11 protein-coding genes are annotated in these 13527 nt (G+C 59.0%); 8 read left to right on the forward strand and 3 right to left on the reverse strand.

Features of this window, described 5'->3' with window-relative positions; translation table 11 throughout:
- Positions 1-111: 111 nt before the first annotated feature.
- The 3 genes from H7698_RS07015 to H7698_RS07025 all read left to right on the forward strand — a co-directional run bounded on the left by H7698_RS07015 (position 112) and on the right by H7698_RS07025 (position 3380).
- The gene (locus H7698_RS07015) at positions 112-744 is read left to right on the forward strand and encodes a LysE family transporter (protein ID WP_162440477.1); all 633 of its coding nucleotides are present in this window, start codon (positions 112-114) and stop codon (positions 742-744) included.
- Positions 745-996: 252 nt separating this feature from the next.
- Entirely contained in the window at positions 997-2895 is a 1899-nt protein-coding gene (locus H7698_RS07020) for an FTR1 family protein (RefSeq protein WP_194690961.1), read from the forward strand.
- A gap of 29 nt (positions 2896-2924) precedes the next feature.
- Entirely contained in the window at positions 2925-3380 is a 456-nt protein-coding gene (locus tag H7698_RS07025; protein ID WP_075946435.1) for a YaiI/YqxD family protein, read from the forward strand.
- A 79-nt stretch (positions 3381-3459) separates the two neighbouring features.
- Here the strand turns inward: H7698_RS07025 and elbB are convergent, their stop codons facing one another.
- Positions 3460-4128, reverse strand: a complete 669-nt coding sequence (gene elbB, locus H7698_RS07030) for an isoprenoid biosynthesis glyoxalase ElbB (protein WP_194690962.1) — start codon at positions 4126-4128, stop codon at positions 3460-3462.
- A 115-nt stretch (positions 4129-4243) separates the two neighbouring features.
- Between elbB and H7698_RS07035 the strand changes: the two genes are divergently transcribed.
- Positions 4244-5479 carry a sterol desaturase family protein gene (locus tag H7698_RS07035; RefSeq protein WP_194690963.1) on the forward strand — a complete coding sequence of 412 codons (1236 nt, stop codon included), beginning with the start codon at positions 4244-4246 and terminating at the stop codon, positions 5477-5479.
- On the opposite strand, the gene H7698_RS07040 is transcribed toward H7698_RS07035, so the two are convergent.
- Complete coding sequence (locus tag H7698_RS07040) at positions 5460-6092, reverse strand: DedA family protein (RefSeq protein ID WP_194690964.1); 633 nt, start codon at positions 6090-6092, stop codon at positions 5460-5462. The genes H7698_RS07035 and H7698_RS07040 overlap by 20 nt on opposite strands.
- Positions 6093-6300: 208 nt before the next feature.
- On the opposite strand from H7698_RS07040, the gene hemB reads away from it, so the two are divergent.
- Together hemB and ppk1 are read left to right on the forward strand one after the other, a co-directional pair.
- Complete coding sequence (gene hemB, locus H7698_RS07045) at positions 6301-7314, forward strand: porphobilinogen synthase (protein WP_194690965.1); 1014 nt, start codon at positions 6301-6303, stop codon at positions 7312-7314.
- A gap of 17 nt (positions 7315-7331) precedes the next feature.
- Positions 7332-9554 (forward strand): polyphosphate kinase 1, encoded by a 2223-nt coding sequence (ppk1, locus tag H7698_RS07050; protein ID WP_194690966.1) that lies wholly within the window; start codon positions 7332-7334, stop codon positions 9552-9554.
- Positions 9555-9800: 246 nt separating this feature from the next.
- Here the strand turns inward: ppk1 and ppx are convergent, their stop codons facing one another.
- A complete protein-coding gene (gene ppx, locus H7698_RS07055; protein WP_194690967.1) occupies positions 9801-11303 on the reverse strand; it encodes an exopolyphosphatase in 1503 nt (500 codons plus the stop codon).
- Positions 11304-11607: 304 nt separating this feature from the next.
- Here ppx and trxA point away from each other — a divergent pair, with 304 nt between their 5' ends.
- Both trxA and rho read left to right on the forward strand, forming a co-directional pair.
- Positions 11608-11937: a thioredoxin TrxA gene (gene trxA, locus H7698_RS07060; protein WP_003177349.1), complete on the forward strand. Its 330-nt coding sequence runs from the start codon at positions 11608-11610 to the stop codon at positions 11935-11937.
- Positions 11938-12185: 248 nt separating this feature from the next.
- A complete protein-coding gene (gene rho / locus H7698_RS07065) occupies positions 12186-13445 on the forward strand; it encodes a transcription termination factor Rho (protein ID WP_007942421.1) in 1260 nt (419 codons plus the stop codon).
- The last annotated feature ends 82 nt before the right edge of the window (positions 13446-13527 follow it).

Genomic DNA, 13527 nt, shown 5'->3' on the forward strand with positions numbered 1-13527 from the left:
GGCCCTCAGCACGTCCCGTAGTCGCAACATCCTTCAAAAAAAATCATTAGTCATCGGCCCAGCGCCGCATTAGCTTAGACGTCTGTCAACGAGTTCAAGTCGAGGTGCGCAATGGAGCTTCAAACATGGCTGGCGTTCTTTGCCGCCTGCTGGGTGATCAGCCTGTCCCCCGGTGCCGGCGCTATTGCGTCGATGTCCAGTGGTCTGCAATACGGTTTCTGGCGCGGTTACTGGAACGCACTCGGCTTGCAGCTGGGCCTGGCGGTGCAGATTGCAATCGTCGGTGCGGGTGTAGGCGCGATCCTCACCGCATCAGCCACGGCGTTCTATGCCATCAAATGGTTCGGCGTTGCCTACCTGGTTTACCTCGCGATCAAGCAATGGCGCGCGCTTCCCAGTGACATGAGCGACGATGCGGCGATACGTCAGATCGGCAAGCCGATGGCTCTGGTGTTCCGCGGCTTCCTGGTCAACATCAGCAACCCCAAGGCACTGGTATTCATGCTGGCGGTGCTGCCGCAGTTCATTGACCCGCATGCGCCGCTGTTGGCTCAATACCTGATCATCGGCGTCACCATGGTCTGTGTGGATCTGATTGTCATGGCCGGCTACACAGGCCTGGCATCGAAGGTGCTGCGTCTGCTGCGCACACCCACGCAGCAAAAACGCATGAACCGTACGTTTGCCGGACTGTTCATCGGTGCGGCGGCGTTTATGGCGACATTGCGCAAGGCGGCGGTGTAAATCATCCAACATCCAGGAATACGGGGTCCATGTAGCAGCTGCCGAGGCACGAGGCTGCGTCGGGCTGCGTAGCGGCCCCTGAGGGCGGTTCTGCGGACACGCAACGCAGCCTCGTACCTCGGCAGCTGCTACAGAGGACTCAACAGGGTTCCGTCATCTGCGCAGAACGTCCGGTATCAGCGAACAAAGCTTGAGTGAATGGGATTCGAAGTGAACAATGTGTAACTTCGTATTTCCAATTGAGATTCATTCATGATTGCCCCGTCACGACTACTGGCTTGGCTCGTGTTGCCGCTCGCTGCGCTCGGCAGTTTCCAACTGCTGGCCGACACGGTGGAAGGCGCGCCACAAGCGCTGCACATGCTTGATTACATTGGCGCCGACTATCCGCAAGCGGTCCAGGCGGGCAAGGTCATCAATGAATCCAAATACCAGGCGCAGCTGGATTCCATAAAAGCGCTACAAGGCCTGATCGTCGCGATGCCCGCCAAGCCGGAGCAAGTCGGGCTGGAGCAGGGCGTCAGCGCATTGCGCAGTGCCGTTACCGAACACCGGAACGGCGCGGACGTCACCCGTCAGGCGCGGCAGCTCGGTGCAAAACTCGCCGTCGCTTACGAAGTCAGTCAGGCGCCGATCATTACGCCCGACCCGACCCGGGGTGCGCCGCTGTATGCACAGCATTGTTCGGTCTGCCACGGTGATGCGGGCGCAGGCGACGGCCCGGCTGGCGTTGGCCTGACGCCGCCGCCATCCAATTTGCGCGACAGCGCACGCATGGATCACCTGAGTCTCTACGCGATCTACAGCACGCTGGGCCTGGGTATCGAAGGCACCGATATGCCAGCCTTTGCAGATCAACTGGACGATCGTCAGCGCTGGGACCTGGCGACCTATATCGCCAGCTTCAGCGCCGATCCGGCTGCTGCGGCATCTGAGAAAACCTACAACATTGCGGACCTGTCCCGACAAACGCCTGCTGAAGTGCAGGCCGCCGAAGGACAGCAAGCCGCCGGGGTCTATCGTGCGCAGCGAGCTCAGCCACCCCAGGCCAAGCGCGGCCCGGCGCAACTGCTCGACTACACGGCAGCGACTCTGGACAAGAGCATCGCGGCCTATCGAGCCGGCGATCACGATCAGGCATATGACTTGTCGGTAGCGGCTTACCTGGAGGGCTTCGAACTGGTCGAGAGCTCCCTGGACAACGTCGACGCCAACGTCCGCAAGGACACTGAAAAATCGCTGATGGCGTACCGTCAGGCATTGCAGGATGGTCTGCCAGTAGCCCAGGTTCAGCAACGACTGGACACGGCGAAAACCAAATTGAAGGAATCGGCCGGTCTGTTGGGCAGTGACGGCCTGAGTTGGTCCCTGAGTTATATTTCCGGTCTGTTGATTCTGTTGCGTGAAGGCCTGGAAGCGATTCTGGTGCTGGCGGCGATCCTTGCGTTCCTGCGTAACACCGGCCAGCAATCCGCCGTGCGCAGCGTCAACGCGGGTTGGGGCCTGGCGCTGCTGGCAGGTCTGGCCACCTGGGCGCTGGCGGCGTATGTGATCGATGTCAGCGGTTCCCAGCGCGAATTGCTCGAAGGCGCGACGGCACTGTTTGCCAGCGTCATGGTGCTATGGCTCGGCGTCTGGATGCACGATCGCCGTCATGCGGCGGCCTGGCAGGATTACATCAAGAGCAGCCTGGTGGGCGGTGGTGGGCGTTTCGGGTTCGCGACGCTGGCATTTTTCTCCGTCTACCGCGAGTTGTTCGAGGTCATCCTGTTCTACGAAACCTTGTGGTTGCAGGCGGGCCCGGCCGGTCATAACGCGGTGTTGGCCGGCGGAGCAACGGCGTTGGTGCTGCTGGTCGGTTTGGCCTGGGTGATCCTGCGAGGCTCGGCAAAACTACCGTTGTCGTTGTTCTTCGGCATCAACGCTGGACTGCTGTGCGCGTTGTCGGTCGTGTTCGCCGGGCATGGCGTGAAGGCATTGCAGGAAGCCGGCATCTTTGGCACCCATCCCGTGCCGTTCTTTGACTTCGACTGGCTGGGCATCCACGCTGATGCCTATTCGCTGAGTGCGCAGGCGGCGGCGATCATTGCGATCATTGTCTTGTATGGCCGTAGCCGGTTGGCGGAGAAGCGGCGGGTTCAGGTTTCCTGACCTGATTGGTGTTTAAAGAGGAAACATTCATGCGTGTGTGGATCGATGCCGATGCCTGCCCTCGGGCGGCGAAGGACCTGGTCGTGAAGTTCGCCCTCAAGCGCCAGTTCGAAGTGGTGCTGGTGGCCGGGCAGCCGCAAATCAAACCGGGTCTGGCCCTGGTGAAATTGATTGTGGTGCCCAGCGGGCCGGACGCGGCAGACGACTATTTGGTGGAACACGCGGTGCCTGGCGAGCTGGTGATCTGCAGTGATGTACCGCTGGCCGATCGTCTGGTGAAGAAGGGCGTTGCTGCGCTGGATCCCCGTGGCAAGGAGTTCGATGCACAGAACATGGGCGATCGACTGGCGGTGCGTAACCTGTTCACCGATCTGCGTGAGCAGGGTCAGATGAGCGGTGGTCCAGCGCCGTTTGGCGAGCGCGAGAAGCAAGCGTTTGCCAATGCGCTGGACCGGATACTCACACGGCTTTCCCGCAAGCCCTGAAACGATCGCAGGCTCTTAAAAAGGTGCGCATCCAGTCCACGTAGGAGCTGGCGCAGCCTGCGATCTTTTGATCTTTACTTTACACGTCGTTTTCGTGGGTCAGTTCGAGCACGCGGTCGACCAGTTTATTGATCCCCGATGCCGCCTCACCGATGCTCTGAGCAAGCATGTAAGCCGGGGTGCTCACCAATTTGCGCGCCTTGTCTTCAACGATGTCAGTCACCGCGCAATCCGCATGAGTAGCCCCCATTTTGTTCATGGCGGCAGCTGTCTCGGCATCGTTGCCGATGGTGCAGGTCACGCCAGGACCATAGATTTTCGCCGCAAGTGCCGGAGAAATGCAGATCAGCCCGACCGGCTTACCCGCTTCGGCGAAGGCTTCGGTCAGCGCCAGAACGTCCGGATGCACCGAGCAGCCGGCGCCTTCGATGGCAAAGTTCGACAGATTCTTCGCCGCGCCGAAACCGCCCGGCACGATCAGTGCGTCGAAGTCATCGACACTGGCTTCGCGAATGTCCTTGATATTGCCCCGTGCGATTCGCGCGGACTCCACCAGCACATTGCGCGACTCGGGCATTTCTTCCCCCGTCAGATGGTTGATCACATGCAGCTGCGCGATGTTTGGGGCAAAGCACTGCACCTGAGCGCCGCGCTGGTCCAATCGCAGTAGAGTGATCACGCTCTCGTGGATTTCGGCGCCGTCGTAAACGCCACAGCCGGAAAGGATCACTGCAATTTTTTTGCTCATGGGCTTTTCTCCTTATTTATGGCGCTAAATGTCCACTAATTTGTCATCGGTTGCCATAGGGATAATGGGCGGCTACACCTAGGATCTGTGTTCAAGATCCCGATCAGGACGCGTCATGGACCTCATTCTGTATGCCGTTCCGTTTTTCCTGGTGCTGATCGCTGTAGAGCTGTTGGCTGACCGTTGGCGCGGGATGAGCAATTACCGGATCGCCGACGCGATCAACAGCATCAGCACCGGTGTCTTGTCGACCACCACGGGACTGCTGACCAAAGGTGTCGGGTTGCTGACCTATGCCTATGCGCTCAAGCATCTGGCGCTGTTCGAGCTGTCTGCCGACAGCGTCTGGGTCTGGGTGTTTGCCTTTGTCCTTTACGATTTCTGCTACTACTGGCTGCATCGTATGGGCCATGAACGCAACATTCTCTGGGCCGCGCATTCGGTGCATCACCAGAGCGAGGACTACAACCTCTCCACGGCTTTGCGCCAAACCAGCACCGGCTTCTTGCTGAGCTGGATTTTCTACCTGCCCATGGCCGTGCTGGGTGTACCGCTGCTGGTGTTCATCAGCGTCGCGGCGCTGAACCTGCTTTACCAATTCTGGGTGCATACCCGACACATTCCCAAACTTGGCTGGTACGAGTGGTTTTTTGTCACGCCATCCAATCATCGGGCTCACCATGCACAGAACGCTCTCTACATGGATCGCAACTATGGCGGTGTGTTCATTATTTGGGACCGTCTGTTTGGCTCGTTCCAGGAAGAAGACGACAACGAGCCGGTTATCTTCGGCGTGACCACACCGCTCGCGAGCTGGAACCCACTGTGGGCGAACGTGCAGTTTTACGTGCAGTTGTGGGATGACGCGCGACGGACGCAGAGCAGATGGGACAAGCTGCGCATCTGGTTCATGCGCACCGGATGGCGCCCGGCAGATGTCGCGGCAAGCTACCCGATGAGCAAGCCGGACCTGAGTCAGTTCCGCAAGTTTGAAGTGCCTCTGGACGGGCGTCAGCAGGTGTATGTGGCGCTGCAGTTTTGCGTCTACATCGCGCTTGGCAGCTATTTGATGAATATGGAGCGAAGCCTGTCGAGCGCCGCACTGGTGCTCGGCTGGGGCGCGGTGGCGTTGGGATTGTTCACGTTGGGCGTCGCCCTGGAGAATCGGCCGTGGGCGGTGAAGCTCGAGCTGCTGAGGCTGGCTTCGAACGTGCCGCTCGTATGGCTGGCGCCGATGGTCGGGCTGTGGCCTGCCAGTGCGGTGGGCTGGATCGCGTTGCTGAGTTACAGCCTGCTGAGCGGGATCGGCCTCTACTGCTGCAGAGACCGGGTTACTCGGTTGGCGTCTTAGTCGCGTCAGCTTTGGCCTGTTCGGCCTTCAGGGCTTGCTCGTCAGCGTAGACTTTCCTGGCCAGGCGAGCGTTCTTGAAGCGCCGGCGCAGCCACAGGCCGACACCCAGCACCAGCAGGGCGCCGAGCACCCATAGCTCGTATTTCTTGACGCTGCCGAGCATGCCTTCAAGCACCGCGCCAAAGTGATAAGCCGCCGCTGCCAGCGCGCTTGCCCAGATCGCCGCGCCAATGCCGTTCAGCAACAGATAGCGTCCCGGCGGATAGCCCGACAGGCCAATCGCCACGGGCATGACGGTGCGCAAACCGTAGACAAACCGAAAACTCAGGACCCAGATGTCAGGGTGCTTGCGGATATGCTCCAGCGCCCGATCACCCATCAACTGCCAGCGTGGTTTGCGCGCGAGCAACTTGCGCCCGTGCTTGCGACCCAGGAAGTACCACAGCTGGTCACCCGCGTAACTGCCACAGAACGCCACGATGGTGACGATCTTGATGTCCATGTATCCGCGAAACGCGAGGAAGCCCGCGAGCACCAGAATGGTTTCGCCTTCGAAGAACGTGCCGAGAAAGAGGGCGAAATACCCGAATTCCTGAAGAAATTGCTGGAGCATTGTCTGGGTGCTGGCGAAATGAACGCGCAGCCTAACCCTTCGTGCACATTCATGAAAGTGTCCAAATGTGTCTCGACGTGAACATTTCCTACAAGGACAATGGAATGTGGCTACAGAATATGGGAGTGCACATAACTGTCACACGACGGTCATAATGCCCGCTTATAACTGTCACGCTCGCCCGTCAGCACGGGCTCAGGAGTCTGCCGTGAGTTTCACCCCCGCCAATCGTTTGTTTCCTGCAACCCGCCTGCGTCGCAACCGTCGTGATGATTTTTCGCGTCGACTGGTCCGTGAAAACGTTCTGACCGTCGATGACCTGATCCTGCCGGTGTTTGTGCTGGACGGTGAAAACCGTCGTGAAGCGGTGGCCTCGATGCCGGGTGTCGAACGCCTGACCATCGACTTGTTGCTGGAAGAAGCGGCGAAGTGGGTCGAGCTGGGCATTCCGGCCCTGGCACTGTTTCCGGTGACCCCGCCGGAACTCAAGTCCCTGGACGCCGCCGAAGCCTGGAACCCCAACGGTATTGCCCAGCGCGCCACGCGAGCGCTGCGAGCGCAGTTCCCCGAGCTTGGCGTGATCACCGACGTCGCCCTGGACCCGTTCACCACCCACGGGCAGGACGGTATCCTCGACGAAGAAGGCTACGTGCAGAACGACATCACCGTCGATGCGCTGGTCAAGCAGGCCTTGTCCCATGCCGAAGCAGGCGCTCAGGTGGTGGCCCCCTCGGACATGATGGACGGTCGGATCCAGGCGATCCGCGAAGCACTGGAACTGGCCGATCACGTCAACGTGCGGATCATGGCCTACTCGGCGAAGTACGCCAGTGCGTACTACGGGCCGTTCCGCGATGCGGTCGGTTCGGCGCTGAACCTGGGCAAGGCCAACAAGGCCTCCTATCAGATGGACCCGGCGAACAGCAACGAAGCCCTGCACGAAGTGGCGGCAGACTTGTCAGAAGGCGCGGACATGGTCATGGTCAAGCCAGGCATGCCGTACCTGGACATCCTTTGCCGGGTCAAAGAAGAATTCAAAGTGCCGACGTTTGTTTACCAAGTCAGCGGCGAATACGCCATGCACATGGCGGCAATCCAGAATGGCTGGTTGAGCGAAGGGGTTATCCTCGAATCCCTGACCGCTTTTAAACGTGCAGGCGCCGATGGCATCCTGACTTACTTTGCCGTCCGTGCCGCTCAATTGCTACGAGAGCAAAAATAGCCCTCCAGGAAAAGGTCATGAATACCGAAGGACTCACTGAAGTTGCCGTAAAAGAAGCTCAACCCGTGGTGGAGCAAATCGCCGAAACGCCACCGGAACTTGAGCCTGCTCCCCCCACGGTAGTGGCCGAGCCCGTTTCGGCGGCGCCGGCGATTGCCATTCCCGGCCTGGATGACAGCAGCCTGTACATCCACCGCGAGCTCTCGCAACTGCAGTTCAACATCCGCGTGCTGGAGCAGGCGCTGGATGAGTCCTACCCCTTGCTGGAGCGGCTGAAGTTCCTGCTGATCTTCTCCAGCAACCTGGACGAGTTCTTCGAGATTCGTGTGGCTGGCCTGAAGAAGCAGATCACCTTCGCCCGTGAACAAGCCGGTGCCGACGGCCTGCAACCGCATCAGGCTCTGGCGCGCATCAGTGAGCTGGTACACGGCCACGTCGACCGCCAGTACGCGATCCTCAACGACATTCTGTTGCCGGAACTGGAAAAGCATCAGGTCCGCTTCATCCGTCGGCGTCACTGGACTACCAAGATCAAAACCTGGGTGCGCCGTTATTTCCGCGACGAGATCGCGCCGATCATCACCCCGATCGGCCTCGACCCGACGCACCCGTTTCCACTGTTGGTGAACAAGAGCCTGAACTTCATCGTCGAGCTCGAAGGCATCGACGCTTTCGGTCGCGATTCCGGTCTGGCGATCATTCCGGCCCCGCGTCTACTCCCGCGCGTTATCAAGTTGCCGGAAGAAGTGGGCGGCTCTGGCGACAATTATGTGTTCCTGTCGTCAATGATCCACGCGCACGCCGATGACCTGTTCCAGGGCATGAAGGTCAAGGGCTGCTACCAGTTCCGCCTGACCCGAAACGCCGACCTCGCGGTGGATACCGAAGACGTGGAAGACCTGGCCCGCGCCCTGCGCGGCGAGCTGTTTTCCCGTCGCTACGGTGACGCGGTGCGTCTGGAAGTGGCTGACACTTGCCCTAAACACCTGTCCGACTACTTGCTCAAGCAGTTCAACCTGCACGAAACCGAGCTGTATCAGGTCAACGGCCCGGTGAACCTGACCCGTCTGTTCAGCATCACCGGCCTGGACAGTCAGCGCGAGCTGCAATACATGCCGTTCACGCCGCAGATCCCGAAGCTGCTGCAGAACAGCGAGAACATCTTCAGCGTGATCAGCAAGCAGGACATCCTGCTGCTGCACCCGTTCGAGTCCTTCACCCCGGTCGTCGACCTGCTGCGTCAGGCCGCGAAGGACCCGCATGTACTGGCGGTCCGTCAGACGCTGTACCGCTCCGGCGCCAACTCGGAAATCGTCGATGCACTGGTCGATGCCGCGCGCAACGGCAAGGAAGTCACTGCGGTAATCGAATTGCGTGCGCGGTTCGATGAAGAGTCCAACCTGCAACTCGCCAGCCGTCTGCAGGCAGCCGGCGCAGTGGTGATCTACGGTGTGGTCGGCTTCAAGACGCACGCCAAGATGATGCTGATCCTGCGCCGCGAAGCCGGTGAGATCGTGCGTTACGCGCACTTGGGCACCGGTAACTACCACGCGGCCAACGCCCGTCTGTACACCGACTACAGCCTGCTGACGTCGGACGACGCCTTGTGCGAAGACGTCGGCAAGTTGTTCAGTCAGTTGATCGGCATGGGTAAAACCCTGCGCATGAAGAAGCTGCTGCACGCACCCTTCACGCTGAAGAAGGGCATGCTCGACATGATTGTCCGGGAGACCCAGTTCGCCCTCGACGGCAAACCGGCGCACATCATCGCCAAGTTCAACTCGCTGACCGATCCGAAGATCATTCGCGCGTTGTACAAGGCCAGCCAGTCCGGGGTGCGTATCGATCTGGTGGTGCGCGGCATGTGCTGCCTGCGTCCTGGTATCGCCGGGGTTTCGCACAACATTCACGTGCGCTCGATCATCGGTCGCTTCCTGGAGCACACCCGGGTCTTCTACTTCCTCAATGGCGGCGAAGAACAGATGTTCCTGTCCAGCGCCGACTGGATGGAACGCAACCTCGACAAGCGCGTCGAGACCTGTTTCCCGGTGGAGGGCAAGAAGCTGGTCATGCGGGTCAAGAAAGAGCTGGAGCTTTATCTCACCGATAACACTCACAGCTGGAGCCTGCAGTCTGACGGTCGCTACATCCGCAACACGCCGACCGGCAACCAGAACCCACGCAGTGCCCAGGCCACGCTGCTGGAGCGGTTGGGCAGTCCGATTCTGGCAGTGCGTTAAGCAGCATTAGTCGAAGCAAAAAAATGGCGATCCCTGCGGATCGCCATTTTTTTTCGCCTCAGCTAAATATCCTGTGGCGAGGGGATTTATCGGAATGCCGCACCACCCCGTTCGGCTGCGAAGCAGTCGTGAAATCACTGCATGGGATCTGCCTGATACACCACGGTGGCAGATTTGGGGCCACTTCGCGCCCAACGGGGATAAATCCCCTCACTACAGACAAACCCATTCACCACAGAGTTGGTGTTAGCGGACGTTTAGGATGAACCCTACTCGCGTCAGCCATTCCGCTTCCAGCGCGAAATCAGCCTGGGTCAGCTGGTTTTCGTCCAGCCAGTTGGCCGGGAACAACACATCCAGACTGTCGCGATTGGCGCGCAGTATCACCTGAGGCATTTCCTGTGTGCCGCGGATGTGATGGAACAGGATTGCAAAGCGCAACAGAACGCACAGGCGAATCAGCTTGATGCCGTCATCACCAAACTCGGCAAACTTGTCTTTTGGAATGTTGCGTCGATGACCACGCACCAGCAAAGCGAGCATTTGCTGGTCTTCTCGGGAGAATCCGGCAAGGTCGGAGTGCTCGATCAGGTAGGCGCCGTGCTTGTGGTAATGATAGTGAGCAATGTCCAGGCCCACTTCATGGACCTTGGCTGCCCAGCCGAGCAATTCACGCCAGACGCCCTCGTCCAGGTCCCAATCTTCGGCAACTTGATCGAACGCGTGCAGCGCTTTGCGTTCAACCCGTGCAGCCTGTTCCAGATCGACGTGATAACGCTCCATCAACGAGCTGAGCGTACGCTCGCGGACGTCTTCGTGATGATGACGGCCCAGCAGGTCGTACAGCACGCCTTCGCGAAGGGCGCCTTCACAGTGGTCCATGCGCTGCAGTTCGAGGGCATCGAAGATTGCTTCAAGAATCGCCAGGCCGGCCGGGAAAATCGCCCGACGATCAGGCTTGATGCCTTCGAAATCGATTTTCTCGACGTCGCCCAGTTTGAACAGCTTGCGCTTGAGCCAGGCGAGGCCTTCGGCATTCACCTCGCCGGTACCATGACCGCCAGCCTTCAGCGCTAGGCCGATGGCGCGGATGGTGCCCGAGGAGCCGATGGCTTCATCCCAGGTCAGGCGGTGCAGGGCGTGTTCGATGCTCATGATTTCCAGGCGTGCCGCCGTGTACGCCTGGGCGTAGCGGGCCGGAGTGATCTTGCCGTCCTTGAAATAGCGCTGGGTGAAGCTCACGCAGCCCATTTGCAGGCTTTCGCGCAGCAGCGGTTCGAAACGCTGGCCGATGATGAATTCAGTACTGCCGCCGCCGATGTCCGCCACCAGACGTTTGCCCGGGGTGTCGGCGAGGGTGTGGGAAACGCCGAGGTAAATCAGGCGCGCTTCTTCGCGGCCGGAGATGACTTCCACGGGGTGTCCGAGAATGGCTTCGGCGCGGCGGATGAATTCGCCGCGGTTGCGGGCTTCACGCAGGGCGTTGGTGCCAACGATTCGCACGGCACCCAAAGGCATACCGTTGATCAGTTGGGCAAAGCGCTTCAGGCAGTCCAGGCCGCGTTGCATGGATTCTTCGTTGAGCTGGCGTTCATCGTCGATGCCGGCGGCCAGCTGAACCTTCTCCCCGAGACGTTCGAGAATACGGATTTCGCCGTTCTGGGCTTTGGCCACGACCATGTGAAAGCTGTTAGAGCCCAGGTCGATTGCGGCGATCAGGGACAGATTCTTGGCTTGGGATTGCGGCATGGTCAGGGGGTCTCGGTCGATAACCTCGACATCGTGCCACGATCAAACGCTGCCGCCAACGCGCAGTGTTCAAAGCATTGATCCGGCGCAGGAAAGCCGGTGACTGCTCGCGATGGCTGCGTTGAAAGCACCCAATGTCGGATTACGCACCGAATTTCTCTCCTCCAGCCCCGTCACTCCTTGACTTGAGCTATACCCAAACTCATGCAGCACCATAGCGAGACTCAATCATCTGCACCTTCCTGAACGAGGGAAGGGCAGCTATGATGGGCCACGTTTTTTTGCTTACAACCTGGAGACTTCCATGAGCAGCGATCTTATCAAACACGTTAGCGACGCTAGCTTCGAGGCCGATGTACTCAAGGCCGAAGGCGCTGTACTGGTCGACTACTGGGCTGAATGGTGCGGCCCTTGCAAAATGATCGCTCCTGTTCTGGACGAGATTGCAGAAACCTACAAAGGCAAGCTGACTATTGCCAAGCTGAACATCGACGAGAACCAGGAAACTCCGGCCAAGCACGGCGTGCGTGGTATCCCTACGCTGATGCTGTTCAAGAACGGAAACGTTGAAGCGACCAAGGTCGGCGCGCTGTCGAAGTCGCAACTGGCTGCTTTCCTCGACGCCAACATCTAAGTGTCGATGTAAAGTGTCCGAAAAAAGGCCCCGCTAATTGCGGGGCTTTTTCGTTATTGAGGGCTAGACGCTCCGAAACTCAGGTGGTACATTCGGCCCCGCACTGGTTTCTCCATTGCCCCCTGCTAGCCGTCGCCGACGCACTCCTTTTCGAATAAGTACGCGATCCTGTCGCCTTCTCTGCGGCGCGGCCTCATTAAGCCAAAAGCTTAATTTCCCCCCTCCATAAATGATTACGTCATTCCTATATGAATCTGACTGAACTCAAGCAAAAGCCGATTACCGAACTGCTCGAATTGGCCGAACAGATGGGCATAGAAAATATGGCCCGTTCGCGCAAGCAGGACGTGATTTTCTCCCTGCTCAAAAAGCACGCTAAAAGCGGCGAGGAAATCTCCGGTGATGGCGTGCTGGAGATTCTCCAGGACGGCTTCGGCTTCCTTCGCTCCGCTGACGCTTCCTATCTCGCTGGCCCTGACGATATCTACGTCTCGCCAAGCCAGATTCGTCGTTTCAACTTGCGCACCGGTGACACCATCGTTGGCAAGATCCGCCCTCCAAAGGAAGGCGAGCGTTATTTCGCGCTGCTCAAGGTCGACACGATCAACTACGATCGTCCCGAGAACGCGAAAAACAAGATTCTCTTCGAGAACCTGACCCCGCTGTTCCCGACTGTGCGCATGAAGATGGAAGCCGGCAACGGTTCCACCGAAGATTTGACCGGTCGTGTGATCGACCTGTGCGCCCCGATCGGCAAAGGCCAGCGCGGTCTGATTGTTGCACCGCCGAAAGCCGGTAAGACGATCATGCTGCAGAACATCGCGGCGAACATCGCTCGTAACAACCCTGAAGTTCACCTGATCGTCTTGCTGATCGATGAGCGTCCGGAAGAAGTAACCGAAATGCAGCGCACCGTGCGTGGCGAAGTGGTTGCCTCGACGTTCGACGAGCCACCAACCCGCCACGTGCAGGTTGCCGAAATGGTGATCGAAAAGGCCAAGCGCCTGGTCGAACACAAGAAAGACGTGGTGATCCTGCTTGACTCCATCACCCGTCTGGCTCGCGCCTACAACACCGTGATCCCGAGCTCCGGCAAGGTACTCACCGGTGGTGTCGATGCCCACGCCCTGGAGAAACCGAAACGTTTCTTCGGTGCCGCGCGGAACATCGAAGAAGGCGGTTCGCTGACCATCATCGCCACGGCGCTGGTTGAAACCGGCTCGAAGATGGACGAAGTGATCTACGAAGAATTCAAAGGCACCGGCAACATGGAATTGCCTCTGGACCGTCGTATCGCTGAAAAACGCGTTTTCCCGGCCATCAACATCAACCGTTCCGGCACCCGCCGTGAAGAGTTGCTGACGGCCGACGACGAGTTGCAACGCATGTGGATTCTGCGCAAGCTGCTGCACCCGATGGACGAAATCGCTGCCATCGAGTTCCTGGTCGACAAGTTGAAGACGACCAAGACCAATGATGAGTTCTTCCTGTCGATGAAACGCAAGTAAGTCGATAGACCAGCAAAAGCCGGGGAAACCCGGCTTTTTGCTATCTGATTTTTGATGAACGGCAGTTCGTTGTTCTGAACAG

It is taken from the genome of Pseudomonas sp. p50(2008) (assembly GCF_015351605.1).
Classification (GTDB): Bacteria; Pseudomonadota; Gammaproteobacteria; order Pseudomonadales; family Pseudomonadaceae; genus Aquipseudomonas.

Excerpts from the sequence above, each read along its gene's own strand:
- H7698_RS07015 (WP_162440477.1), top strand. The coding sequence starts at position 112 with ATGGAGCTTCAAACATGGCTGGCGTTCTTTGCCGCCTGCTGGGTGATC.
- H7698_RS07020 (WP_194690961.1), top strand. The coding sequence starts at position 997 with ATGATTGCCCCGTCACGACTACTGGCTTGGCTCGTGTTGCCGCTCGCT.
- H7698_RS07025 (WP_075946435.1), top strand. The coding sequence starts at position 2,925 with ATGCGTGTGTGGATCGATGCCGATGCCTGCCCTCGGGCGGCGAAGGAC.
- elbB (WP_194690962.1), bottom strand. The coding sequence starts at position 4,128 with ATGAGCAAAAAAATTGCAGTGATCCTTTCCGGCTGTGGCGTTTACGAC.
- H7698_RS07035 (WP_194690963.1), top strand. The coding sequence starts at position 4,244 with ATGGACCTCATTCTGTATGCCGTTCCGTTTTTCCTGGTGCTGATCGCT.
- H7698_RS07040 (WP_194690964.1), bottom strand. The coding sequence starts at position 6,092 with ATGCTCCAGCAATTTCTTCAGGAATTCGGGTATTTCGCCCTCTTTCTC.
- ppk1 (WP_194690966.1), top strand. The coding sequence starts at position 7,332 with ATGAATACCGAAGGACTCACTGAAGTTGCCGTAAAAGAAGCTCAACCC.
- ppx (WP_194690967.1), bottom strand. The coding sequence starts at position 11,303 with ATGCCGCAATCCCAAGCCAAGAATCTGTCCCTGATCGCCGCAATCGAC.
- trxA (WP_003177349.1), top strand. The coding sequence starts at position 11,608 with ATGAGCAGCGATCTTATCAAACACGTTAGCGACGCTAGCTTCGAGGCC.
- rho (WP_007942421.1), top strand. The coding sequence starts at position 12,186 with ATGAATCTGACTGAACTCAAGCAAAAGCCGATTACCGAACTGCTCGAA.